Annotated in this window: 19 protein-coding genes and 1 pseudogene; 9 read left to right on the plus strand and 11 right to left on the minus strand. The window is 48.8% G+C overall.

Annotation, left to right across the window (positions count from 1 at the left end):
* From AC14M5_RS09000 to AC14M5_RS09040, 9 genes and pseudogenes are all read left to right on the plus strand, one after another.
* Window positions 1-210, plus strand: a pseudogene (locus AC14M5_RS09000) (hypothetical protein); the annotation flags it as partial.
* Between the two features lie 53 nt (window positions 211-263).
* Window positions 264-1,259 carry an ABC transporter substrate-binding protein gene (locus tag AC14M5_RS09005; RefSeq protein ID WP_484029321.1) on the plus strand — a complete coding sequence of 332 codons (996 nt, stop codon included), beginning with the start codon at window positions 264-266 and terminating at the stop codon, window positions 1,257-1,259.
* Window positions 1,260-1,444: 185 nt separating this feature from the next.
* Window positions 1,445-3,310: a cache domain-containing protein gene (locus tag AC14M5_RS09010; protein WP_484029322.1), complete on the plus strand. Its 1,866-nt coding sequence runs from the start codon at window positions 1,445-1,447 to the stop codon at window positions 3,308-3,310.
* On the plus strand, window positions 3,307-5,892 hold the full coding sequence (locus tag AC14M5_RS09015) for a cache domain-containing protein (protein ID WP_484029323.1): 2,586 nt from the start codon (window positions 3,307-3,309) through the stop codon (window positions 5,890-5,892). The genes AC14M5_RS09010 and AC14M5_RS09015 overlap by 4 nt, the downstream gene beginning before the upstream one ends.
* A 27-nt stretch (window positions 5,893-5,919) precedes the next feature.
* Window positions 5,920-6,726: a transporter substrate-binding domain-containing protein gene (locus tag AC14M5_RS09020; RefSeq protein WP_484029324.1), complete on the plus strand. Its 807-nt coding sequence runs from the start codon at window positions 5,920-5,922 to the stop codon at window positions 6,724-6,726.
* A gap of 42 nt (window positions 6,727-6,768) precedes the next feature.
* A complete protein-coding gene (locus AC14M5_RS09025) occupies window positions 6,769-10,686 on the plus strand; it encodes a GAF domain-containing protein (protein ID WP_484029325.1) in 3,918 nt (1,305 codons plus the stop codon).
* Entirely contained in the window at window positions 10,679-12,334 is a 1,656-nt protein-coding gene (locus tag AC14M5_RS09030) for a pyridoxal-phosphate dependent enzyme (RefSeq protein ID WP_484029326.1), read from the plus strand. Before AC14M5_RS09025 ends, AC14M5_RS09030 begins: the two co-directional genes overlap by 8 nt.
* A gap of 12 nt (window positions 12,335-12,346) precedes the next feature.
* Window positions 12,347-12,733 (plus strand): response regulator, encoded by a 387-nt coding sequence (locus AC14M5_RS09035; RefSeq protein ID WP_484029327.1) that lies wholly within the window; start codon window positions 12,347-12,349, stop codon window positions 12,731-12,733.
* Window positions 12,734-12,756: 23 nt separating this feature from the next.
* Window positions 12,757-13,935: a threonine synthase gene (locus AC14M5_RS09040; protein ID WP_484029328.1), complete on the plus strand. Its 1,179-nt coding sequence runs from the start codon at window positions 12,757-12,759 to the stop codon at window positions 13,933-13,935.
* Window positions 13,936-13,992: 57 nt separating this feature from the next.
* On the opposite strand, the gene AC14M5_RS09045 is transcribed toward AC14M5_RS09040, so the two are convergent.
* From AC14M5_RS09045 to AC14M5_RS09095, 11 genes are all read right to left on the minus strand, one after another.
* The gene (locus AC14M5_RS09045; protein WP_484029329.1) at window positions 13,993-15,120 is read right to left on the minus strand and encodes an SPFH domain-containing protein; all 1,128 of its coding nucleotides are present in this window, start codon (window positions 15,118-15,120) and stop codon (window positions 13,993-13,995) included.
* A 36-nt stretch (window positions 15,121-15,156) separates the two neighbouring features.
* On the minus strand, window positions 15,157-15,795 hold the full coding sequence (locus AC14M5_RS09050) for an MBL fold metallo-hydrolase (RefSeq protein WP_484029330.1): 639 nt from the start codon (window positions 15,793-15,795) through the stop codon (window positions 15,157-15,159).
* A gap of 100 nt (window positions 15,796-15,895) precedes the next feature.
* Window positions 15,896-17,065: an MFS transporter gene (locus AC14M5_RS09055; protein ID WP_484029331.1), complete on the minus strand. Its 1,170-nt coding sequence runs from the start codon at window positions 17,063-17,065 to the stop codon at window positions 15,896-15,898.
* A 127-nt stretch (window positions 17,066-17,192) separates the two neighbouring features.
* A complete protein-coding gene (locus AC14M5_RS09060) occupies window positions 17,193-17,978 on the minus strand; it encodes an alpha/beta hydrolase (protein ID WP_484029332.1) in 786 nt (261 codons plus the stop codon).
* The gene (locus tag AC14M5_RS09065; RefSeq protein ID WP_484029333.1) at window positions 17,975-19,048 is read right to left on the minus strand and encodes a hypothetical protein; all 1,074 of its coding nucleotides are present in this window, start codon (window positions 19,046-19,048) and stop codon (window positions 17,975-17,977) included. Before AC14M5_RS09065 ends, AC14M5_RS09060 begins: the two co-directional genes overlap by 4 nt.
* Before the next feature lie 275 nt (window positions 19,049-19,323).
* Window positions 19,324-19,770 carry a type II 3-dehydroquinate dehydratase gene (gene aroQ / locus AC14M5_RS09070; protein ID WP_484029334.1) on the minus strand — a complete coding sequence of 149 codons (447 nt, stop codon included), beginning with the start codon at window positions 19,768-19,770 and terminating at the stop codon, window positions 19,324-19,326.
* Window positions 19,771-19,867: 97 nt separating this feature from the next.
* Complete coding sequence (gene aroB, locus AC14M5_RS09075; RefSeq protein WP_484029335.1) at window positions 19,868-21,376, minus strand: 3-dehydroquinate synthase; 1,509 nt, start codon at window positions 21,374-21,376, stop codon at window positions 19,868-19,870.
* A gap of 117 nt (window positions 21,377-21,493) precedes the next feature.
* Window positions 21,494-22,663 (minus strand): chorismate synthase, encoded by a 1,170-nt coding sequence (gene aroC, locus AC14M5_RS09080; protein ID WP_484029336.1) that lies wholly within the window; start codon window positions 22,661-22,663, stop codon window positions 21,494-21,496.
* A gap of 42 nt (window positions 22,664-22,705) precedes the next feature.
* Complete coding sequence (gene aroE / locus AC14M5_RS09085) at window positions 22,706-23,581, minus strand: shikimate dehydrogenase (RefSeq protein ID WP_484029337.1); 876 nt, start codon at window positions 23,579-23,581, stop codon at window positions 22,706-22,708.
* A complete protein-coding gene (aroA, locus tag AC14M5_RS09090) occupies window positions 23,578-24,906 on the minus strand; it encodes a 3-phosphoshikimate 1-carboxyvinyltransferase (RefSeq protein WP_484029338.1) in 1,329 nt (442 codons plus the stop codon). Before aroA ends, aroE begins: the two co-directional genes overlap by 4 nt.
* Before the next feature lie 34 nt (window positions 24,907-24,940).
* Window positions 24,941-25,801: a prephenate dehydrogenase gene (locus tag AC14M5_RS09095; RefSeq protein ID WP_484029339.1), complete on the minus strand. Its 861-nt coding sequence runs from the start codon at window positions 25,799-25,801 to the stop codon at window positions 24,941-24,943.
* Between the last annotated feature and the right edge of the window lies 1 nt (window position 25,802).

A 25,802-nucleotide genomic window follows, 5' to 3' on the forward strand; every position in this document is an offset into this window, starting at 1 on the left:
GTCAAATATGACGAAACACTTGATCTCGCCTACCAGCAAAAGGTAATGAAAACCCAAATCCCATTTATTGACACCGGAGATGGTTCGATTGGTTCAATGGATGAGAATATATGGGAAAACACACAGGCGATCCTGCTGGAGTTCAAGTTAATTTCCAATCCAATTGAATTATCTTCAATTTATACAAATGAGTTTATCGCCGCTCCTTGATTCGCGCGCGACAAAATAGGTTTATTCAACTAATTTTTAGAAAGGAAAATCCAATGAAAACAAATTCCGCCCGCATAATTGGCGTGTTGCTTATCATTACGACATTATTGGTAAGCGCCTGCGGTAATCTTTTCAGTGCCCCAGAAAAAGTAACCATGCAATTTGCCTGGTTCCATCAAATTGAGTATACAGGGTTCTATCTGGCAGTTGAAAAGGGATTTTACGCTGATGAAAATATTGATGTCACGCTGGTAGCGGGCGGCTATGATACTAACCCAACTGCAGAAGTAGTAGAGGGCCGCGCCCAGTTCGGGATTTCCAGAGGCGTGAACATGGTGATTGCAAAATCTGAAGGACAGGATGTTCAAGCACTCGCAACGATCTTCCGTAAGAGTCCCTGGGTGGCGGTCTCGTTGCAAGAGGCTGGCATTACGACCCCACAAGATCTGGCTGGCAAAACCATTGGTATTGAAACAGGGGATCCAAAATACATTGAAAATATTCAATTGGCAGCAATGTTGAAAAAGCTTAATGTTGATACCAGCGAAATCACTTATGTTGCAAGGGACTTTGCCGACCCAATCGCCAATGATTTGCAAACAAGTCTCACAGATGTAGACGCCGGGCTTTTTTCCACGAACGATCTTGTAACAGCTCAAATGCGAGGCCTGAGCGTAAACACGATTTACTATTCCGACTATGGTGTTGATTTTTACGCCAATCTAATTTTTGCAAACAGTTCATTTTTGAAACAGAACCCCGACCTTGCAGCACGATTTATACGCGCCACATTACGCGGTTACCAATATGCCCTGGAAAACCCGGAAGAAGCTGTGGCCGCCACGCTTAAGTATGATGAGAAATTGGATGCAACAATACAAACAGCGCAAATGAAGGCCCAGGTTCCATTGATTGATACAGGTGATCAACCCATAGGATGGATGGATGCAGATGTCTGGCAAAACACAGTGGATACTTTACTTGCAGGTGGTTTTATTTCATCGACTGTGGATATTAATTCGTTGTACACCAACGAGTTCATTGAATAGATCGTTAATACAAGCTGGCAGTTACTCTGATTAAGAGTAACTGCCAGCCTACTACCATAAACACGTTGATTTTACGTAAGCCGAAGATTGGCCCTGATTTATTTGTAAGTCCTATTATTTACATCAAATTAAAAAGATATTCTGTAACACATATCAGGTACTAGCAAAAGAGACCGGAGGTTGTAATGAACCAAAATCCACCTATTTTAAATAATAAAGGCTTTGCAAGCAGCCGCTTATTTAAATTCACATCACTTAGAAACCGCCTGCTTCTTGCTTTTACACTGTTGGCAATCCTTCCTGTGCTTATCACCGGTACTACAGCCACATTGGTCAGTGCCCAGGGCCTGAGAAGTGACGTCTTTGATGAGCTTAAATCTGTAACGATCTTGAAAAAAAATGCGATTAGAAGCTGGTTGGAAGTTTTACAGACAAATCTTGATCTTATTCAAGAAGACCAGGTAGTGGAACAGGGCATGTTCGCGCTCCTGCAAAATAGCCAGGAATTAATCCTGAGCCAAAACCAGTTAAGAAACGAACTGGTCAGTTTTAATGAAAAAACAGGGTACTTTACAGAGATATTTGTCATGAATACTAATGGAGAAATTGTAGTCTCGACAAATGCACCCCAGGAAGGCAAGGTTCAGGCAAATCAAACCTTCTTCCAGAAGGGTTTGACAGATAAATATATTACACCACCTGCATATGAAATATCTCTTTCCAGCTACTCCATCATAATTTCACAGCCCATAAAAAACAGGAGTGGGAGGACTATAGGAGTATTAGCCGGCCGTGTAAATCTTGCCACATTGAGTAATATCATGGAACAGGAAACCGGCATCGGAGAAGCCGGTGAGACTTACATCGTAAGCGCCAACTACGCTGTATTAACTGATCTAAAGCACATAAATTTTACACTGGGTGAAACCTATGTACGCACGCAAGGTGTAACTGACGCAATCAAGAATAAGTCTGAAGGTTCGGCCGCTTACACTGATTACGCAGGGAATCTCACTTTTGGCACTTACCAATGGATACCGGAACTCCAAATCGCGATTATTGCTGAACACGATCAAGATGCTGCATTGCAGGCATCCAATAGAGTGTTTCAAATCACAGTCGGTTTGATGATCATTACTGCCTTGCTGGCCATCTTCATTGCATTCATTGTTACCAGAAGCATTACTTCACCAATCACAGCACTCGTGGATGTTGCGAACAAGATTGCCCAGGGAAATATTGAATTACAAGCTGAGGTCGCCGGGCAAGATGAAATTGGAGTATTGGCGCAATCATTCAATACGATGACATCACGTTTGCGAGATTTCATCAATACACTTGAACAGCGCGTGGCGGATCGAACCAAAGCGCTCTCCACATCGATTGAAGTAAGCCGCCATCTCTCGAACATTTTGGATGAGAAACAATTGGTGACCGAGGTGGTGGAACAGATCAAGGCGGCCTACGATTATTATCACGGGCAAATCTATTTGCTGGATGGCAGCGGCCAAACGCTTGTTTTAGCTGGAGCCACAGGTGAAGGCGGGCGAGCCATGCTAGAAAGTCAGCACAGCATATCCATTGAACGCGGGCTGGTTGGACGTGCAGCCCGCTCAAAATCCGGTGTGCTGGTAACGGATACCTCGCAAGACCCGGATTGGCTGCCTAATCCCCTACTACCGGATACGAAGGCCGAAGTAGCCGTCCCCATCCTTTTGGGCGATCAACTGCTGGGCGTAATCGATATGCAGGATGATGTTGTTGGTGACATCTTCCCAGACGATGTTGAACTTCTCACAGGTATCGCCAACCAGGTGGCAGTCGGGTTGCAAAATGCCCGTTCATATGCGGAGGTAAATGCCCGGGCGGAGCGTGAAGCGTTGATCTCATCCATCAATCAAAAGATCCAAAGCGAAACATCCGTGGCAAGTGCTTTGCAAGTGGCGATCCGTGAAGTTGGTCGGGCAACCGGCGCACAAACCAGCGTGCGGTTGAAATCCACCAGCAATCATGAAGATCGTGAGACTTCGATTGAAGAGAGGTCGTTATGAAAAAAAGTCTATTTCGCCTCCCGGAAAATAACACACTTCAGGCACACACCGCATTTCTGATCGCCATGTTGCTTTGCATTGTCCATTTTATGGCAGTGGCATATTACCTGTATCTAATTCAAACAACCGGGATCGCTCAATTCTATACGCTGGCAATCATTTCATCTGTGCTTGGCATTCTGTTCGGAATCGGCGCAATGCTAAACAGAAGTGGAAAACCCACCCCTGGCACAATTCTGGTTCTCGGCGCATTGGCTGTGTCTTACCCGCCCATCTCGGCTTTGGTAATCGGACTTGGATTGATCATCGGGCTCGCTTTAATGTTTGCCGGCCCGATGATCGCATTCCAGATTTTGCCCCGAAGGTCGGCTTGGGTGATGGCAGTTGCCACTTTAGCCTCGGGCCTGGCTGCCCTACTTTTGGACGTTTTCGGTTCAACAGTTAGGCCCGCCCTGCCGGGCATCGTCATTCAGCTTTTGGCGGTATCGGTATTGGGTGTGCTCGGCTTTTTCATTGTCCGCCAGTTTCGAGATTATTCCCTGCGTACGAAAATTATTTTGGGGATTCTGTTAATCGAAGGTATTTCCATCGGTACGCTGTCATACTTTGCCTTAACACGGGCAAATCAAATCGTTACATCAGTTTCCAGTGAATTTGAAAACAGCGTCCAGGCTCAGACGGAAGCGCAGTTGAAGAACATTGTCCAAACTGAGGCAACGAACGCAGATCAAATTTTTTCGGCAACGAGAGACAGCCTGGTCAATTTGGCAGATTACCGCGCCCAACTGGAATCGCAGGACACAATTCTGGGCCAAGGCACATATTGGGATGCGCACACGAAATTATCCATATTGTCCGAAAACCAATATGGCAACCCGGCTTCAGACGTAGCCTCTGTTTTTCTTCCAAATACCATGATCGTTGATGAGAATGTTCTATCGGAACTAAACACATCCGCTTTTCTAGACTTTTCCGCTCCGGGAATATTGAAAACCCAACCGCAAATTGTCGCAGTTTATTACATGAGTGTGCTTGGTTCCACCACATATTACCCGAATATTGGGCTAGCCAGCCTCGTACCCGGAGACTTTGATATTTTAGGCCAGCCTTTCTTTACCGTTGCCGATCCACAAAACAACCCTGAACGCATCCCACGCTGGACGGCGCCATATCAAGACCCAGCAGGTACCGGGTTGATCGTTACATCCTCCGCACCTGTTTACGACGCCGGCGGAATTTTCAAAGGTGTAATCGGCATTGACATGCAGCTTGCTCGCATTTCTGAAAATATCTCGAAAATCAAAATCGGCGAAACAGGTTTTGCCTTCCTTGTTGATGAGACAGGTCACATCCTGGCAATGCCGTCAAAAGGGTACACCCTCTTCGGGCTGCAACCCGAGGAAGTGCCAGTCAATGAAACACCGAAAGAGACCATCCTGGGTCATGGATCCAAGGATTTGCAGGAGGCAACGAGCCGCTTGTTAAGCGAAGCATCGGGATTATCGATTGTTGTCATTGACGGCGTGGAAACCTATATTGTTTCTTCGCCTCTTGACACTCCCGGCTATAGACTTGGCGTGACCGTACCAGTAAGTGAACTCAATTCAGCTATCATAACTTCTCGCGAGCAAATTCAAAACGAAACGACTTCTTCACTGCAAACAGCTACATTCATCCTGATTGGTTTATTGGTTGGCGCCATACTATTAAGCCTTGGAATTGGCCAGGTTATCGCTGCGCCGCTCACTCGCCTTACCCAAACTGCAGAACAAATCTCTTCTGGAAATCTTTCTGCTCGGGCTACCATCACTTCAAAAGATGAAACTGGAATTTTGGCGGGTGCCTTCAATCGCATGACCGACCAGTTGAACGAAACACTTTCCGGTCTCGAACAACGCGTCGTTGACCGCACCAAAGCGCTGGCCACCTCTACAGAAGTCAGCCGTCGTCTCTCCACTATTCTGGACCAGAAACAACTTGCAGTTGAAGTAGTGGAACAGGTGAAGAACTCCTTCGACTACTACCATGCCCAGATTTATCTTTATGACGAAGCCGGTGGCGAATTGCTCATGTCCGGTGGCACAGGCGAGGCTGGTCAGACCATGCTGGCACGCGGACATAAAATCCCGAAAGGGAAAGGACTGGTGGGTCGCGCAGGCATCACGAATGCTCCCATCCTGGTATCCAATACATCCATTGACCCGGATTGGCTGCCTAATCCTTTACTGCCTGAAACCCTATCTGAAATTGCCATTCCTATTTCCATCGGAGATGATGTATTGGGAGTGTTGGACGTTCAGCAAAATATTGTGGATGGCTTGAAGCGTGAAGATGTGGACCTGCTCCAGTCAATCGCGAACCAGGTTGCAGTTGCGATCCGAAATGCGCGTTCCTTTTCTCATGCGCAACAAAAAGCGGAACGCGAGTCTTTGATCTCCTCCATCAACCAGAAAATCCAAAGCTCAACCACAATGGAAGGCGCGATGCAGGTGGCGGCGCGTGAACTGGGCCGAGCATTAAGCGCGAAAGAGACCCGTGTAATTTTGGATGCGTCTTCGCAGAAGACCAGGCCAAATAATTAGAAGTATCTAGACCTAAAGGAGACTGATATGAATACTCGGAAATTAACACACTTTATTATTGCCACGCTCGTCATGATCTCATTGCTGTTGGCAGGTTGCGCAGGGGGCGGTCAATCCACCGTTGAGCTTACGCCTCGATTGCAGGAAATCAAGGACAGCGGCAGCCTCGTGATTGGCACGGCCATTACCGCGCCTTTTGAATTTCGTGACTCTCAGACCGGCGAGCTAAAAGGCCTGGATGTAGAACTCGCCAATGCGATTGCCGCGAAAATTGGTGTGCCAATCGAATGGAAAGAAATGGCATTTGGTGATTTGATCGCCGCGCTTCAGGAAGGCAAAGTGGATATGGTGATTGCAGGTATGTACATCACCGATGCAAGAAAAGAATTGGTGGATATGTCGGATGGATATCTCGACACGGGCCTGGTCATCGTCACACAGGCTGATGAAACCTCGATCACCAACGCGGAAGAAATGTCCGGGAAGACCGTGTGTGTAAAGACTGGTTCAACGGGCGCCAAGTTCGTTCAAACCCTGAACGATGCCGGCGCAACCATCAAGCCGCAGGAATATGCAGATACCGTTAGTTCACTGGAAGACCTTTCCAATGGCTTCTGCGATGCCGTACTGAATGACAAGATCAACTCGCTCGAATATATCAAGACCCATGCCGAGCTAAAGGTAGCCAGCGAAGTGTTACAACCAGCCCAGATCGGCGCCTCAGTTCAAAAGGGTGATACAGAATTGCTGGCCCTGATCAATTTGACGATTCAGGATATGAAAGCCAGCGGCGATATGGATGAATTGTTTAATACCTGGGTATTGGGCCAATAAATTAGATCGAGCCCGGTCACGACCCTGCTGAGAGGATGAAACATGAAAAAAACTGGACGTTTGGCAAATCGTTTGACAATATCATTTGTACTTGCGGTGGCGTTACCGCTGGTCATTGTCAGCCTTCTATTCGGCTGGGGCTTTGCCCGCTTTAGTCAACAAGCCATTCAAACACGCCAGTCGAGCATTATTGAAGTTGGCCGGGCCTACATTAACCGTTATTTCAATGACCTGTTTGACGAAGTCACCTTGATAGGTGGATTTGTGGATAGCGGCGACCCCGATTGGGTATCCACTGTGGAATTGATCTGCCGACGCTCAGCTGACGCGTATCTTTCCCTGTCCATTCTTGATACCAATGGGGACGAAGTTTCCCGGCTGGAAGATTGTAGGAATGTGGGTGTTGCGTCCTTTTCCAACCGCGCCAATGAAGAGGCCTTCTTTCGAGCAGCACGCGGTGAGATATTCGTTGGGAATGTTTCATTCAATGCTGAAAGCCAACCGATAGCCACCATTTCCTTGCAAACAAAAGCGCGTGATGGCCGCCAAATTGTGGTGATCGCGCGCGTAGACCTCGGCAATATCTGGCAGCCGCTTAATGAACTTGAAGTCAGCGAAGGCGGATACATCTATGTAGTGGATCAACGAGGTAACCTGGTCGGTTATCGTGACCCTGCGGTCATCAAGTTGGAACGCAACCTGGCTTCCAGCCCCAGTGTGGCTCCGCTGCTTGTGGATCAACCCGGTGTAAACTCAGCCAGATATACCGGCTTGCTTGGGGAGGATGTTATCGGCACATCCAGCGTGATCGATCAATTAAACTGGGGTTTGGTATTGGAACAACCTGCCAGCCAGGTATATGAAACGCGAAATCAGCTTGCGATTCTGTTCCTCGTCATTTTGGTCATCTTCAGTATAGCGGCCATTCGGATCGCTTTATCCAATTCCAGATCCATCGTGACCCCCATCCAACAACTGGCGGAAGGCGCAGAGGCGATTGCGCGCGATGATTTGACGGTACACCTGGATGTCAAATCACAGGATGAGATCGGTGTAACAGCCCAGGCATTTAACCAAATGACCAGCCGCCTGCGTGATCTGATCGGCTCATTGGAACAACGGGTTGCGGATCGAACCCACGACCTTGAACTGGCCTCTGAAGTCGGGCGTGCTATTACAGAGAGAGTCGGTGATCTCTCTGATCTACTCTTCAGGGCTTCTGAAACGATTCGTTCAAGATTTGACCTGTACTATACACAAATCTTCCTGGTTGACCCGGCAGGGCTCAGCCTCATCATGCGTGCAGGCACAGGTGATACAGGTGCACAATTATTACAACGCGGGCACAGGTTGGTAATTTCACCAGCCTCCTTAAATGGACGCGCCGCTTTGGAACGCACTCCTCTTCTGGTTGGTGACACACAAAAGAGTACAAACTTTTTGCCGAATCCTCTGCTGCCTCTCACCCGCTCAGAACTCACCGTGCCGTTGATCGTAAACGAAAAAGTTGTGGGCGTCCTGGATATGCAAAGCGCGGTACCAGATGCGTTTAGTGAAACAAATCTACCCGCCTTCCAGGTGCTGGCAGGTCAGCTTGCGGTCACCATTCAAAACTCTCAGTTGTTCGATCAGGCAGAGGAAGCCCGCCATATCGTGGAGGAACAGGCTCAACGTCTTACCTCCGCAGGTTGGCACGAATACATGAATGCAGTGGATCGACAGGAAAAGATCGGCTTTGCTTATAACGACTCAAAAACAGTTGCCCTAGATGACTTCAATTCCCCCGCATCAGAGGAAACGTTGACTGTGCCAATTACGGTCTCAGGTGCATCGGTCGGCTCGATTCACATCACAGAAGAAAATAGAGCCTGGACGGATGACGAACTGGGCATTCTGGAGGCTGTTTCAACCCAGCTTGCACAGCACCTCGAAAGCCTCAGGCTGCTGAATCAGGCTGATAAATACCGCTTGGAAGCTGAGCAGGTCACCCGTCGTCTAACGCGCGAAAGTTGGAATGACTATCTCAATATCCGCAAGAATATCGTTGAAGGCTTTACCTATAGCGGAAACATGGTGGAGTCATTAAGTGGAAATAACAAAGAGAATAATACCCCTGCCCAGTCCTATCCTATTCGTGTACGTGATGAGCAGGTCGGCGAATTGACCGTAGAGTCCACAGATGGCATGGATAGCGATACTGCTGAAATCGTATCTGTTATTACTCAACAGTTGAGCAGTCATATCGAAAACCTGCGCCTGCTTGAAGAATCTGAGATCAGCCGAAATGAACTTCACCTGGGCGAAGTCCGTTTGCGCTCTTTGATTGAAAACGCACCAGAGGCCATTGTGGTTGTAGATTTAACCACCGGGCTGTTTGCCGACCCGAATGAAAACGCAACAAAATTATATGGTTTGCCCCGCGAAGAACTTGTAAAGGTGGGACCTGCACAAATGAGTCCGCCCACCCAGCCGGATGGTCGCGACTCTACCGAAAAAGCCATGGAAAAAATCAACGAGGCCATGCAGGGCGGCGCGCCAGTCTTTGAATGGATACATCGCAACGGGCAGGGAGTGGACTTCCCATGCGAAGTTCGCCTCGTGCGTCTGCCGGGTGAACTCCCGCAAGTGCGTGCCAGTGTGACTGACATCACCCAGCGCAAGCGCGATCAGGAGATCATTGCCCAGCGCGCCAATCAACTTGAAACAGTGGCAGCAGTTTCCTCTACAGCCTCCACCGTGCTCAACCCAGACTTGCTTTTGCAACAAGTAGTAGACCTGACGAAGACACGCTTCAACCTCTACCACGCGCACATCTATCTGCTGGATGAAAGCTGGAGCACCCTCCTGCTGGCAGCCGGTGCCGGTGAAGTTGGAAAGCAAATGGTGACCTCAGGCCATACCATTGCAGCCGATGCAGAACGTTCGCTTGTGGCGCGTGCTGCCCGTGAAAGACAAGCCATCATCGTAAACGACGTGCGCAATGAACAGGGTTTTCTGCCCAATCTCCTGCTGCCTGAAACACGCTCAGAGATGGCGGTTCCGATGATCGTGGGTGACAAGGTGCTGGGTGTTCTGGATGTGCAATCTGAACAGGCCGGTCACTTCTCACAAGAAGATGTCACCATCCAAACCACGCTGGCCGCGCAGGTAGCCATCGCATTACAGAATGCCCGTTTGTACGTGGAACAATCCGCTACTGTAACGCAGTTGCGCGAATTGGATCGCCTTAAATCTTCCTTCCTTGCCAATATGTCGCATGAATTGCGTACACCGCTCAATTCGATCCTTGGCTTTGCAGATGTAATGCTCGAAGAGTTGGATGGCCCGTTGACCCCCAATATGGATAACGACCTGAAACTGATTCAGAAGAATGGTCAACACCTGCTCCACCTTATTAACGACGTTCTGGACATGGCGAAGATCGAGTCTGGCACATTGAACCTCATCATTGAAAAATTCAATTTGCAGGAAGTCATCGAGGAAGCCACCAGCATTACCTCCTCGCTCGCAAATGAAAAAGACATCGACCTCGTCATTGAAGATGACTCAGACCATGACGTGATGATCAGCGCCGATAGAACCCGCTTGCGTCAGGTATTGATCAACATCGTAAACAATGCCATGAAATTCACAGAAAAAGGTAAGATCGCGGTGCGCGCGATAAAAGAGGAGAACAACATCCTCATCAGTGTAAAAGATACGGGCATTGGCATTCCGCAATCGCAACTTGAATCCGTCTTCCAGGAATTCACACAAGTCGATTCATCCACCACCCGAAAAGCGGGCGGAACAGGCCTCGGCCTGCCCATCAGCCGCCGACTGATCCAATTGCATGGGGGGCGCATCTGGGCTGAAAGCACAGGCGTCCCGGGCGAAGGCGCCACGTTCTATGTCTTCATGCCCATCGAAGCGAAAGTATCAGATTCAGAACCCGTGCAAAGATCCGATCAACATGACTAAACCAGCCTTCCTTCAATGCGCGATCTGCGGCAAGCAGCAGCCCTACGAAGCCTTCGTGCCTGCCATCTGCAAACATTGTGATTCACAATGGCTTGAAGCAAATTACGATTACGAATCCTTCAAACGCGAGATCCTGCGCGGCATCCCCAACCGCCCAACCAATATGTGGCGCTATCAGGATATCCTACCGCTTGAGAATCCCTCCGCTTTGGATCTCTACCCCGCTGGCGGGACTCCACTCTGGCTGTCACAACGCTTCGCACCTAATCTGGGACATGCTTCTGTTTACATCAAGGACGAACGCTACGGCCCGACCTCTTCTTTCAAAGACAGGCAAGCCGCAGTAGCCGTCGCTGCGATGAACGAGAACAACGTGCGTGAAGCCGTCATCGCGTCCACAGGGAATGCAGCAGTGGCGTATGCCGCCGCCTGTGCCCGGGCTGGGATCAAGCTTTGGGTTTTTATGACCAGCCTCGTTCCCCAGGAGAAGCTGCGAGAAGCCGCACTCTTCGGTGCCGAAGTCATTCGAGTCAGCGGAAATTACGATCAGACAAAACAGATCGCGAGTCAATTTGCACAGCGCAAAAATTTGCTTTTGGATCGCGGCGCAAGTTCAGTGCCCGCCCGCGAATCGATGAAGACCATTGCCTACGAGATCGTGGAACAACTCAGCTGGCGCGCACCGGATTGGTACATTCAGGCCGTCAGCGGTGGGCTTGGGCCGCTCGGTGTGTACCAGGGATTCAAAGAATTATTCGCGATGGGTTTAATTGACCGCATACCCAAACTCGCGATCATTCAAGCCGAAGGTTGTTCGCCAATGGTGCAGGCCTTCAAAGCTGGCAGGGATGTTGCTGAAGCCGTTATTCCTGCTACAAGCATCATCATCCTCTCCACAGGCGATCCTGGCAAATCCTATACTTATCTTTGGAATCTCACCCAGCAATTTGGCGGTACGATGGAATCTGTCACCGATGCAGAGGCCTTTGCCGCCATGCGTTCGCTTGCCAAGAGTGAAGGAATGGCCGTAGAGCCTGCAACATCGGTTGCGTTTGCAGGTTTGGAAAAGATGTTGAAGGAAGGTAAGATTGGTGCGGATGAAACAGTAGTGGTCAACTGCACGGGTCACACCTTCCCCGTCGAGAAGCACGTTCTCGGCGATCAGTGGGCAGTGGATGTGCATCTCAGCAAAGACCAATCCCCTGCGCCGCGCGAAGGCTTACAAGCCGCCCTCGAAAATCTGGATGAAAAGACCACCAGTGTATTATTGGTGGATGATAATTCGGATGACGCGCTCCTCATCCAAAGACTGCTCGAAGGGCGTAAGAATTACCGCATGTATCACGCGAAGGACGGATGGGAAGGTCTCGCTATGGCCAGGCAAAAACTACCAGACCTGATTATCAGCGACCTGACCATGCCCGGCATGGATGGCTTTGGGCTGGTTGAAGAATTAAAACTTGACCCTCGCACAAAGGATATTCCCGTGGTCGTTGTCAGCGCAAAGGATATTACCGTGGAAGAACGCAAACGACTCAACGGTCATATTGAAGCGGTTTATCAAAAAGGTTCATTACCCACACGAAAATTTGTAGACCAGGTCATTAACGTCATCCAGGACAAGACCGAAGATAAAAACGGAGCTTAAGGAGATACCATCATGGGAAGTAATGTTTTATATATTGAAGATAACCCTGATAATATGATGCTTGTCAGGCGCGCCCTTGAATCAAGGGGTTATAATTTCCTGCAAGCCATGAACGGCTTGAACGGAGTTGCAGCCGCCGAAGGACAGGATGTGGATTTGATCCTGCTCGATATCAACCTGCCTGATATTGACGGCTACGAGGTGGCACGCAGGATCCGCGCCAGCGAAAAACATAACCTGGCTTATGTGCCGATCATTGCGATTACCGCCAATGCCTTAAAAGGAGATGCAGAAAAAGCGCTTTCTGCCGGTTGTGACGTGTATATGTCCAAGCCGATCAACATCCGTGAGTTGTGGGCTCGTGTTGAAGCTTTTGTGCCTGCACCCAACCCAAAGTAAAGATATTCATAAGGTCAATCATAGTGAAAACATCTTATCTCACCGAACTGACTTGTTCGGATTGTGGAAGATCTTTTTCCATCAATGAAGTACATACCTTTTGCCCGGATTGCCAATCGACCCTCATTTCAAATTATGATTTGAAAGCCGCCCGCCAGGGAGTGGATCGTGATGAAATCCATACGCGGCCAAAAGGCATGTGGCGCTGGCATGAAATGCTCCCAGTGCAAGACCCTGAAAATATCGTGTCGCTTGGCGAAGGCGACACTCCTTTATTAAAAATCCCTCGTATTGGAAAAGAACTCGGGCTTACCGATCTTTTGGTTAAAGACGAAAGCAGTAACCCCACTGGCTCCTTCAAAGCACGCGGGCTTTGCGCCGCGGTTTCAAGAGCCAAGGAACTTGGTATAAAAAAGGTCATTATCCCCACCGCGGGCAACGCAGGTGGAGCCATGGCGGCCTACGCCGCTCGCGCTGGTTTGCAGGCCTTGATCTACATGCCAAAAGACACACCCACCGCAAACATTCAGGAAAGCCGCATTGCAGGCGCGGAAGTCATCCTTGTGGAAGGGTTGATCAGCGATGCCGCTGGCATGGCTGGTATAAAAGCGCGCGAAGAAGGCTGGTTTGATGTTTCCACTTTCAAGGAGCCCTATCGCACCGAAGGCAAAAAGATCATGGGTTATGAACTTGCTGAGGCCTTCGATTGGACTCTTCCAGATGTAATCCTTTACCCCACTGGCGGAGGCACTGGCCTGGTTGGCATGTGGAAAGCCTTTGCTGAAATGGAAGCCCTGGGCTGGCTTACGAATACGAAACGTCCGCGCATGGTTTCAGTGCAAGCGGAGGGATGTGCGCCCATTCCCAAAGCATTTCACGCAGGCGCTTCATTCTGTGACTTCTGGCTGGGTGCGCAAACTGTGGCATCTGGCTTACGAGTGCCAAAGAGCTTCGCTGACCGTATCATCCTAGCCAACATCCGCGAAAGCAATGGGACAGCGGTTGCAGTTAGCGATGCCGCGCTCATCAATGCTCAGAAAAAATTAGCCGCCCTGGAAGGCATCTTCGCCGCACCCGAAGGCGCCGCATGTGTTGCCGCATTGGAAGAACTCATTAAACAAAATTGGGTGAAACCCGACGAACGCATTGTCATTTTCAATACCGGTTCGGGGTTGAAATATCTAGACCAGATATTGAACTAAACAAAAAAGCTCCTGCCGCCAATGGCAGCAGGAGCATATAGTTGGATATATCAACAACTACTTCGCTTGAAAAGTTGGAACTACACCGTTGCTCAAGATTAGATTCGGAAATACTCCCGCAGGCGTATAGATAAATTTATCTGAGTCTTTGATGGCGTTTGCATTTGCTAACGCGATCTGCAAAGCAACATATTCAGGATGCTGGGCATACATCTCTGCCAATGCAATTTCCTTGGCAATGTCAACCTTGGCCTGTTCATCTGCAATAGCCTGTTGGGCCTGGGTAAGTTCCAATTGTGCCTGTGCATTGACAGTCTGTTGTTGTATGACCGCGAGTTCTGCTTCCAGTTGCTGCTGCTTCAATTGCTGAAGTGTAGCCTGCTGACGCGCCTCTTCCTGCAATCTCGACTGTTCTACACGAATGCGGCCTTCTTCCAACGCCTGTTGTGCGGCAGATTCCTGTTTGGCTTTTTCCGCATCCTGCTTGGCTTTTTCGGTAGCCAGACGGCTTTGTACAATGGCATCTAACCCCGCCTGTACTTCGGGTGAAATCGTAATCTGCGGTACAGCCACGTTCCGTACTTCCAGTCCTAGGGGTTCAGCCAACCCGCTCAGTTCCTCGTCGATACATGCTCGTAAATCGTCACGTCCCGAGCCTATGACAGCTTCATCAAATTTCTTGTCACCCACGCAAACCTTCATTGCCTGCAAAGTGAAGGCCGTCATACGTTGTTGTAAGGCTTCGTCATTCAGGTAAATATTTCGATAGCGTGAATAATTGGAGATAACAATATCAGCTTCTCTAGGGCGAAATACATCGGCAGTTACCTCCAGCCCAATACGCTGTTTATCTATTGTGATTAACTCGGGATCATCTACTGTGATTGCCACTGCACTCGTTGTGATTTTGACTAGATCGACGAATAGGCCAAAATCATAAGCAATACCTGGCTGTAAGACGCCTTGAATTTCACCAGCTTCAATGGTTACACCAACCTGGTCATTCTCAATCACTTCAAAATACCAAAATGGCTTGCTAAGGTTGGCAAGGAAAGCAATCACAATGATTCCTATAACCAATCCAATCAGCCAACGTGGGATATAAGAGAGAATGGGTGGTTTCGGCTCAGCTGGTGGCGTTGAATTTTGTTTTTGATTTTGGTTTTGCGCATTTGGATTTTTCATTTTATCTCCTCACTAGATTTTCTGATTATACGTGAATTACTTCATTCCCACAAACGGATTATTCATCTTCTCGTGCCCCACCGTGGTTTCAGGGCCGTGACCAGATAATAAGCGAGTTTCATCGGGCATGGTGAATATCTGGGTGCGGATGCTGTTTTCCAAAGTATCCCAGTCACCGCCGGGCAAGTCCGTACGACCAACACTTCCATTAAAGATCAGATCACCGCAAAAACAAATATTTTCTTTTGGGACATATAAAACACAATGACCTTTTGTGTGCCCCGGGGTATAACGCACTTCAAAATCATTCGAGCCAAGTTTAAGCGTTAGGCCATGCGCGAAATCAATCGTGGGTTCAGGGCCAGGGTCAATATCGAAGCCAAAGACTGCGCCGCCCCCACCCGCACGCCAGAGGACATGGTCATCGGGATGCAGCGCCACATGCGGGAGCGGATTCAACGCATCTGCAATCGCCGCCGCCCCGCCGATATGATCGAAATGCGCGTGCGTATACCAGAGGTGACCAATCCTCCAGCCGCGATCCTGCGCCGTTTTGAGGATGATATGCCCGTCCCATGAAGGGTCGATCACAACGGCTTCCTTTGTTTCGGGGTCTGCCACAAGATAGGCATTGGTCTGCGCGGGGCCTAATGTAAAAGTAACAATCTCAAGCATATGATTTCACCTTTCTTGAAGTTGTACCGCACTCGGTCACAAATTGCGCTTTTTCTGAAGGTGGAAAGCGCAATTTGTGACCGTGGGTATTATATGAAGGTCAGTTTACCTGTCCGCTAGGCCCTGATTCCTCCACAGCGATGGCCTTCATCGGTTCTGGTCTTGGAGAGAAAAATTGGCCGACGATAATGGATACAACGATCAGCCCGATTGCCAGCGGGTAGACAAAGAATGGATCGCGTTCAAAGATGAAACCAGCCAGCGGCGGCGCAAGGATGAAAATGATTGCGCTCACGGTTTCCATCGTCCCATAGGTAACTCCCATTTGCGAATCATGCACGAGTTCGCGCGCCTGCGCCATTGCCATTGGGCGCGCTGCGCGGAAACCGCCAAGGAAAAAGTAACCCAGCATGAAAATTGGTAAGCCCGTTCCGCGCCAAATGCTCACAGCGAATAACGCAACTAGAATTTGTGCCAGCAAAAAGCCACGGCGCGGATTGAAGCGGCTGAAGGTAAGAGCCATCAGAGAATTACCAAGCGCTCCTGCGGAAAATATCCAACCTGTTTCACTTAGAGTAAGTTGCCGCACACCTTTCAAAAAGTTGGGCGTCAGCGGTTGGGCGATGTACATGGCAAACACAGCGAACGCAAACACCATCAGAAAATTGGTGAATCGAAGGTTATTCCACAAGTTGATCGGAGGCGCTTCAGGGTCATGCCTGTCAATCGGCTGGCCCTGAATAAAAATAATAAACAGGACAGATATAAAGAACACAGCCGAGGCTGCAAGATAACTCGTCCGCATTCCAAAATGTTCGCCGATCCAACCACCAATGACAGGGCCCAGTGCCATGCCAAGGTTAAATGTGGCAGTCGTCAGCGAGAGCGCAGTACCCACTCCCCACTTGCCGCGCGCCGCAGTGACGTAACTCCCTAAAGGAGATGACACAAAAGCCGTCAGCCCATAACCAAGAACACCGATCATATAAAACGGCAGCTTTGTCGCAAGCCCCATTAGCAATGTGGAAAAAAATCCCAGCACCCAGGCAATGATCAAAAGTGGACGCCGCCCTAAACGGTCTGCCAAATGGCCGCCAGGGATATGCGTGATCGCCATAAAAAAGCCAAATGCACCCAGGGCAAAACCGATCTGCTGTTTGCTCAAAAAGAACTGTGTTTCCAAATAGATCGGCACAAAGTTAAAGAACATCCCCTCGCCAAGCCCCCAAAACAGCAGGGCAAAGGCAATGAAAAATAGATTTCGATTCAAGTTTTCCTCTTTTATTTTTCGTCATTCCCTTGCAGGGACGATGTGCGAGGAGCGTTTGTTGCGACGACATCGTACCCGAATGGGTAAGCAATCTCCAATATTGTGGGCGGGATTGCTTCGTCACTCACTATCGTTCGTTCCTCGCAATGACATTTGAATTTCGATTAATAAAATCACGCGCAAGTTCAAACACTTGATGACGAGCCGCATCGCGCGTAACAACATGGCCTGACCCAGTCACGTAGAGCTTTGTCTTGTCTGACGCATTCACCAGCCCGGCATAGATCTTCTCCATATTTTCGGGCAGAACATACGGGTCATCTTTTGAGTGGATCAATAACACAGGCTTGCGAACCTCAGGTAATGCAGTTTGCATTTCATTGAGCAGCAATTTCATCTCAACCACCGAACGCATTGGGTTTTGGGGGTATGAAATATGCTCGGCATATGCGGCTTTATCAAACCACGAAGCCCCAGGTTTCTCTTTGGATTTTGGGTTATCACGAACAAACATGCTATATAAACGCAACGCCCAAAGCGGATAATCATGCGGCAATTGATAGGGGGTAGACATAGCCACTACGCCCTCAACATCCAACCTGGTGGACATTAGCAACGACAGCACGCCGCCCATTGAAAGCCCCACGAGATAGATACGGTCAACAAGGCCACAGAGTAGATGATAGCCGTCTTCAACGGAGGCAGTCCAATCGGTCCAGAGCGAGCGGCGCATATCTTCCATGTCAGTTGCATGGCCGCTAAGTCGAATCCCCAAACAGGTGAAGCCCTTCTGATTGAGGTATTCCCCCATCCAGCGCATTTCCTTGGGTGTGCCCGTGAATCCATGAACGAGCAAAACGCCAGTACGGCTGCCTGGAAAGAAAAACGGTTCGGTGGTTTCTATGATTCTCATTGCCGTGCCTGCTTCAGAATTTTACCCAGTTTGGGATAATATGTTGCAAAGATGATCCCAAGCCCAAGTTCGAGGTAGCTGGCATAAGATTCCTTCGGGATGATAAAGGGGATAACAAAGATCAAAATGACAATTGCAATCCATACGAATAAATTACCGAAGGGCATATCCACCCAGCGTGCAAGCAGTGTAATCGCCAGCATGATGACTGTGGCGGAGGCCAATACCAATAACCAGAACAACCAGGGATGATTCCAGATTAATTCGATATTACGCTGAAGTTCAAACAGGCGAAAGAATTTGATCAGCGCATAATGGATATACAAAAACAGGAGCGAGTTCGTGCCCCAAAAGATGGTCAGCCAGTTATGGGTTGGGTGGCGTAGTGCTGGGATAAAGCGTATCATGAAAAATGCAAGAAAAAGAAATGCTGAGGAGGCGATGAAAAAATCCAGAAGGAAGCGCCACTTACTCTCGTTGACGTCGGGAACATTCAAGCCAAAGAGGAAGTAGTATACGAGGCCGAGCACCAAGAATAATATCAGGTTGTATAAGTTGTTCACGCGATAGGCGAACACTCCAAAAAAGAATAATGAAAGCCAGGGCAGGAAAGGAAAAATCCCGGGCGAGATCAAAATGCCTTCCAGCGCTTGCCAACCGAGCGGCTGAAGGAGTTTATCCAGCCCAAATGCCGCAAACCCAAGCAGAAGATAGATCCAGTCTTTCGGCTGTAAATAGCGCTCGATGAAATAAACAGCCAGCACACCCAGCGCAATGGTTTGAATGATCTCAAATTGAATGCGCGAGAGGAAATTCGGATCGAGGAGCCCGCTGTAACTGAAGCCCAGCAGGAAGATGAAACCATAAAAGAATAATATCTCGCGCGGCGGATATTTCGCCGCTTGAAAAATCGCCGTCACACCCGCAACGGAAAAGAAAAAGGCGGGAGCAAGATTACCCCAAAAGATGTAATCTTCATAATTCCACATCTTGAGCTTGGAATGCGCCACCACCATTAAAGCACACCCAATGCCCTTTAATACATCCAGCCCAAGGTCGCGTTTCTGCAATGCATTCACAAGGCAGGCATTATACCCAGCGCGCTCACAAATTGCGCTTTTTCAAAAGCGGGAAAGTGTAATTTGTGAGCGTGGGTATTCTATAACCGTGAAATCTCTATTCATTATTTAACGTCAATAATGGACAAGGGATTGTGTCATGCTGAGCGCCGCTTTTCAGGCGCGAAGCATCTCGTGACTTACATTCGAGACTCTTCAGTCGCTGAAAAGCGCTCCTTCACATCGTCCCGATGTCCTTTGGAGGGGTGACACAACGGCCTATTTTTTTATCCATTGTTCACGTTATTTACAATTCCCAACAACCCGCGCAGACCCAGTTCATATGAGCGCCAGCCAAAACCTGTCACCTTGCCCTTGCAGGCCGCTGAAATCAAGGACTTGTGTCGGAACTCTTCGCGAGCATACACATTTGATAAATGCACTTCGACCACAGGAATTTGAATGGCAGAGATCGCATCACGCAATGCGACCGAAGTATGTGTATACCCGCCTGGGTTGAATACAACTCCGTTCGCCCATGTCTGTGCATCCTGCAATGCATCGATCAATGCGCCTTCATGATTTGATTGCAGGGTTTTTATTTCAGCGCCTAATTCCTTTCCCAACTCGATCACCTTATTATTAATGTCATCAAGAGTCATCGATCCATATATTTCAGGTTCGCGCGTGCCAAGCAGGTTTAGGTTGGGGCCATGCAGTATTAAGATTTTCATTTGTCCTCTTTTTTACGTCATTGCGAGGAGCGGTAGCGACGAAGCAATCTCTTCATCGTGTTGGGGATTGCTTCGCAAAGTGCGCTCGCAATGACGACTATTCCAGCACTTTCTCCAAATTCGTCACATCCACCAACTCCACTTTGCCAATTTCAATGGGCAGTGCAAAGCGGATGGCATCCTCGTTCTTTTTCTTATCCACTCGCATGGCGCGGACAATTTCCTCGCGTGGTAATTCTTTGTGGATATGAATGGGGAGCTTCAATGTTGTCAGTAATTCCGTAATTGCTTCCACCAACCCTTTGCCTGCCAGCCCGACCCGGGCAGAATACTTCGCCTCAGCCACCATGCCAATGGCAATGGCTTCTCCATGCGTCAACTTGAACTTGCTAACCAGCTCCACTGCATGGCCAACGGTATGACCCAAATTCAACGCCGCGCGGAATCCTTTTTCATAGGGATCTTCTTCGATGATTTTTATCTTCACCGCCATCGCGCGCTTAACGACTTCTTCCAAATTATTTTTTATCCAATCCAAGCCACGTGTGCATAATTCGAATAACTCGGGATCGGAGATAATTCCGTGCTTGACTACTTCTGCCAGGCCAGAAATAAATTCTCTTTCGGGCAATGTTTTTAGAAGTTGCGGGTCAGCCAATACCAATTTCGGCGGATAAAACGAACCGATCAAATTTTTTCCTTCCGGCAGATCAAATCCAGTCTTACCGCCCAACGACGCATCCACCATGGACAGCAGAGTTGTTGGAACAGCCACCCAACTGATCCCGCGCATGTAAGTTGAGGCGGCAAAACCTGCCATGTCGCCGACTACGCCGCCGCCCAAAGCGATGACCGTGCTCTTACGATCCAAGCCTGCCTGGAGAAATCCATGCCAGAGTTTATAAATAGTCTCCAAATTTTTGTGAACTTCACCCGCAGGAATAATCGACAACTTGGAATCGAAACCAGATGCGCGCAGAGCAGAGACCGTTTTTTCAGCGTGGAATTTCGCCACATTTTCATCGGTCACGATCAACGCGTTTGAGTAGTGCAAATTGGCAATCTGTCCCACGATCACATCATACTCACCCATCGCGGACAGATGATATCGTCCCAATACAACCTGAATTTGATGTACATTTTGCTCGGCAGTTTTTCCATCCACATGGATAACATGAGGAAAAGATGCATAATGCTTGCCGCGCTTGATGAGCAGTGCCGCTAGATTCGTGCTCAAATTCCCTGCCAGCAGAGGGCGAGTCACAGGTTTATTTTGAAGCCGCTCAATTAAAGTGGATAATTCCGCCATCAACAATATGACTTTGCCATTGTTTTCTGCAAAGGCACGATTCTGATCTTCCAAAAGTGCGCCGCCACCCAGAGCTACTATACTTTCCGCTTCATTTACCAACGCTTTCAAAGCATCGGATTCAAGTCTGCGAAAAGCTGGTTCACCCTGTTGTTCCATGATCTGCGAAATGGACAGCCCCGCTTTTGTTTCAATGATACGGTCAAGGTCAATAAAAGGCAGTTTAAGATTATGGGCAAGGGTTTTGCCTGCTGTTGATTTTCCTGTCCCTGGGGGACCGTAAAGGAAGATGTGCATGATTCTCCATTCGTCATTTCGAGGGCAATGCCCTCCCGAAGGGGCCCGAAGCAATCTCAAACACAGTGAGGGGATTGCTTCGTCGCAAAGACCGCTCCTCGCAATGACGTGATGTGGTTATTCCCAAAATACATGTGAGATATTATCCATTTGCAAATCGTCAAGCGTGGCTTTACGAAGAGCTTTGAATCGAGGCTTCATCTCATTCATAGAGTCACCGCCAAGTTTTTCGATGAGTGCGTCAGCTAATACAAAAGCAACCATGGATTCAAGGATGGGCACAGCTCTTGGAACGGGGCAGAAGTCGGAGCGTTCATATTTGGTGGGAGATTCGGTTCCTGATGCCAGATCAACTGTCGGCTGGGGAAGAAGCGTGGTGGCAATTGGCTTCATCGCCGCGCGGATGATGATCGGCTGTCCGTTGCTAATTCCACCTTCTGTTCCGCCTGCGCGATTTGAATTACGTATTACGTATTGCGTATTACGTAATTGCATTGCATCATGGGCTTGCGTTCCCAATCGTTTGGCGTTTTCAAATGCGTCGCCAACTTCCACACCTTTGATGGCCTGCACAGACATGACCGCCATGGCGAGCTTTGCTTCGAGGCGTTTATCCCATTGGACAAAACTACCGAGGCCAACGGGAAGGTTGAGCGCAATGATTTCAAGCACACCGCCCAAAGTGTTTTTTCCATGAATGGCCTTTTCGATTTCATCACGCATTTTTTTTGCGGATGATTCAACGGGGCAACGTACACCAGATTCTTCGGCGCGGATGAAGCGTTCTTCATAAGGCATGTCGCCAAAATCAGTTTGGGTCTCGCCAATGGATGAGACATATCCACCAACGATAATTCCAAATTGGGTAAGGAAATGTTTACAAACCGCGCCGACTGCAACGCGCATTGTAGTTTCGCGGGCGGAGGCACGTTCAAGCGCGGGGCGCAAATCTTTGTAACCATATTTGACTGCACCCGTTAAATCCGCGTGGCCTGGGCGAGGGGCGGTCATTGGCTCAATAACCTGGCCCTTCCATTTGGCATGATCGGCATTTTGGACAAGCAGGGCAATCGGCGCACCTGTAGTTTCGCCCGCCATGACTCCGCCAAGGATTTGCACAGTATCTTTTTCAATCTTCATGCGCCCACCTGAACCGTATCCTTTTTGGCGGCGTGCGAGTTCCTTGTTGATAATTTCAGTTGTTACAGGAAGTCCCGCAGGCATTCCGTCGAGGATGGCGGTGAGAGATGGGCCGTGCGATTCTCCTGCGGTTAAAAATCTAAGCATACGATCTCCGTGTTTCGTGTTGCGTAAGTGGGAATTAGAGAATTAGAGATTGGAGATTTGTTCGATGGACGCACGCATTATTTCGCGAAGAGGATTATGCCCAGTCCAAAGTTCAAAGGATAGAGCGGCTTGCTCGATCAACATGCCGAGACCCGTTGTTGCCTTCAGTCCATGTGCGCGTACATCTCTTACTAATTTTGTCTCACTTGGATTGTAGACCAAATCATAAATTAAAGTATTTGAAGACAATGACAGATTTTCGGGAAGAGGTGATTCTTCGATTTTCGGGGTCATGCCAAGGGGGGTGGTGTTGACGATCAGAGTGATATTCGATAATTCGATATTCGAGATGTCGTCCTCAATACACAATCGGTAATTCGGAATTGACGCTGCAAGTTGCTGGGCCTGTTCCATCCTTCTTGCAATGAGAGTCACATCCCATCCGTCACCGGCAAGAGCATGCACCACTGCCCGCGCGGAACCGCCCGCTCCCAAAACCAATGCCGATTTACGATTCCCAATTCCCAATTCCCGATTCCCGATAAACCGTTTTAGATCAGACAGAAATGCTTTCGCATCAGTGTTATCGCCGATGAGTTTATTGCTACGGAGATAGATTGTGTTTACTGCGCCGACGGCTTTTGCTGTTGGTGTGAGTTCATCCATCAACTCGATCACATTTTGTTTGTGGGGGATGGTGACGTTGAGTCCGTGAATTTCACCAGCGCGAACGCGGTTCAGTAAATCTTTCAGTCCCTGTTTATCTTCTGGATGGATGGGGAATAGGGAATAGGTTCCATCCAACCCGCACGCTTTGAGTGCCGCAGTATGAATTTTGGGGGAAAGCGAATGCCCAAGGGGATAGCCAATCAAACCCAGTTTGAAAGTTGGAAGGTTGGAAAGTTGCAGGTTGGTCATTGTAAAGAATCCAAAACCTCGAAATAATTTGGGAATGTTTTGGAAACACAAGATGGATTTTCGATAGTGACGCCATCCACGCGTAAACCGATAAGCGAGAAGGACATTGCCATGCGATGGTCATTGTAGGTTTGAATGCTGGAAGGTTTGAAAGTTTTACACGGATAAACAGTCATTCCATCTTCGTGTTCTTCAACCTGCACTCCCAGGCGTTTTAGCTCATTACAGGTCGCGGAAATGCGGTCTGTCTCTTTGACACGGGCAGAGGCAATGCCGCGGATTCTGGTCGGTGAGGATGCAAATGGCGCAACGACTGCGAGAGTCTGTGCGGTGTCAGGGATGTCACACATGTCCACATCGGTGCCGTGAAGTCCCGTCGCCCCCGTAATCTGTATACAGTTATCAGTTTCAGTGGTGGCGCAACCCATTTGTGTCAGTACATCGAGAAAGGCAATGTCACCTTGTTTTGAGTTGCGTGAAATATTTTCAACTTTTACCGTCCCGCCGCAAATGGCAGGAGCAGCGAAGAAGTAAGAGGCGGCGGAGGCGTCAGACTCTATGGGATAAGTTGAGAAGGGGTGAGAATTAGAGATTGGAGATTGGAGATTGGAGATTAATTGGTAATTGGTAATAGGGATGCGGTATGTTTGGTGATCGTTTCGTTGTGCTTTAACACCAAAATCCTGCATAACGGCGATGGTCATATCCACGTAGGGCTTGGAGTTAAGTTCAGTGGTGAGTGTTATTTCTATAGGGGATTTTGCGTAGGGGGCAACCATCAATAAGGCCGAGAGAAATTGGGATGAGATATCGCCTGCAATTTGTGTTTTTCCACCAGGCAAACCATTGGCAGTAATTTTTACAGGTGGGCAGATTTGACCTTGAAGGTTCGACTTTGAAGGCTCAACAGATTCAATCTTTGCGCCAAGTTGAGTGAGCGCTTCAACCAGGTCGCCGATGGGACGTTCACGCATACGCAAGTCACCATCCAAAATGTATTCTCCGTTGCCAAGTGTAAGAAATGCGGAGAGAAAACGTGCCGCCGTGCCAGCGTTGCCGATAAATAGCTCAGCTTTTTCCGCAGGGATTTTTCCGCCAAGGCCATGCACCGTCATTTCATAATTTGCCTCGTCAAGTTGAATATCGAATCCCAAAGTTTGTAAAGCATTGGCAAAGTAACGCGAGTCATCGGAAAAGAGAGCATTGGTTAAGCGCGTGGTTCCGTTTGCAAGCGCCGAAATCAGCAAGGTACGATTAGTCAGCGACTTTGATCCAGGGACGCGGACGGTTGCGTTGAGAGGATGATGGATGGGAAGGATTTGCATGAAAGATGAATAATTGGTAATAGTGATTGGAGAATTAGAGGCTTGGGTGGAGCAGGCTTTCGTATGAGTACCGTGAATTGTCGAGGAGAGTCTGTAATGTGAAATCATCATCGTTTTCAATTGCAACTTCAAGTTCGTTAAGCGCATTGCGAAAGGTGAGAAGAGATTGCATAATATTTTTCCGATTTGATTTCAAGATGCCCATCATCATGTGGGAGGGTGTGCCTGCGAGGCGGGATGCCGAGCGAAAGCCTGGGCCAATTGCAGGAGAAAATTCAGGTAGGGTTGAATGTACAAGCGCGGAAGAAATGAGAAAAGGTAAATGACTCGTTTGCGCAAGAATGCGGTCATGCTCTTCGGCGGTCATTTCAATGGGATGAGCGCCGATTGCTGAAATAATTTGTTTGGCGACAGTCTTTGCTCTTGACGATGTTCGCTCCAACGGTGTGATCACAAATGGAGCATCCTGATATAAATTTAAATCTGCATGTTCCAGGCCAAGGGTTTCCTTGCCACAGATGGGATGTCCGCCGATGACATCAAAGCGTGATGGCAAAGCATCCATGGCACACAGGATATCTGTTTTGGTGGAACCCAAGTCCATGATGATGCAGGGATTAGGCATAAGGGTAGGCAATTGCCGGATAAGAGTCAAGATCGCTGGGACGGGAGTGGCGAGAATGAGCAGGTCAACTTGAGAGAGCGAGGTGGCAGAGTCGCTTTCAGCCTGGTCAACGATATTTTTAGAAAGAGCAAGTTCGAGCGTGGGGAGATGCGAGTCGAATCCGATCAGGCGCGCACAATGTCCCTTGAGATTCATGGCGAGTGAGCCTCCCATGAGTCCCAATCCAAAAATTCCAATGGTTGAATCTTTAAGCGAAAAGCCAGCCTCCATT

This window comes from Candidatus Villigracilis sp., from assembly GCF_057083605.1.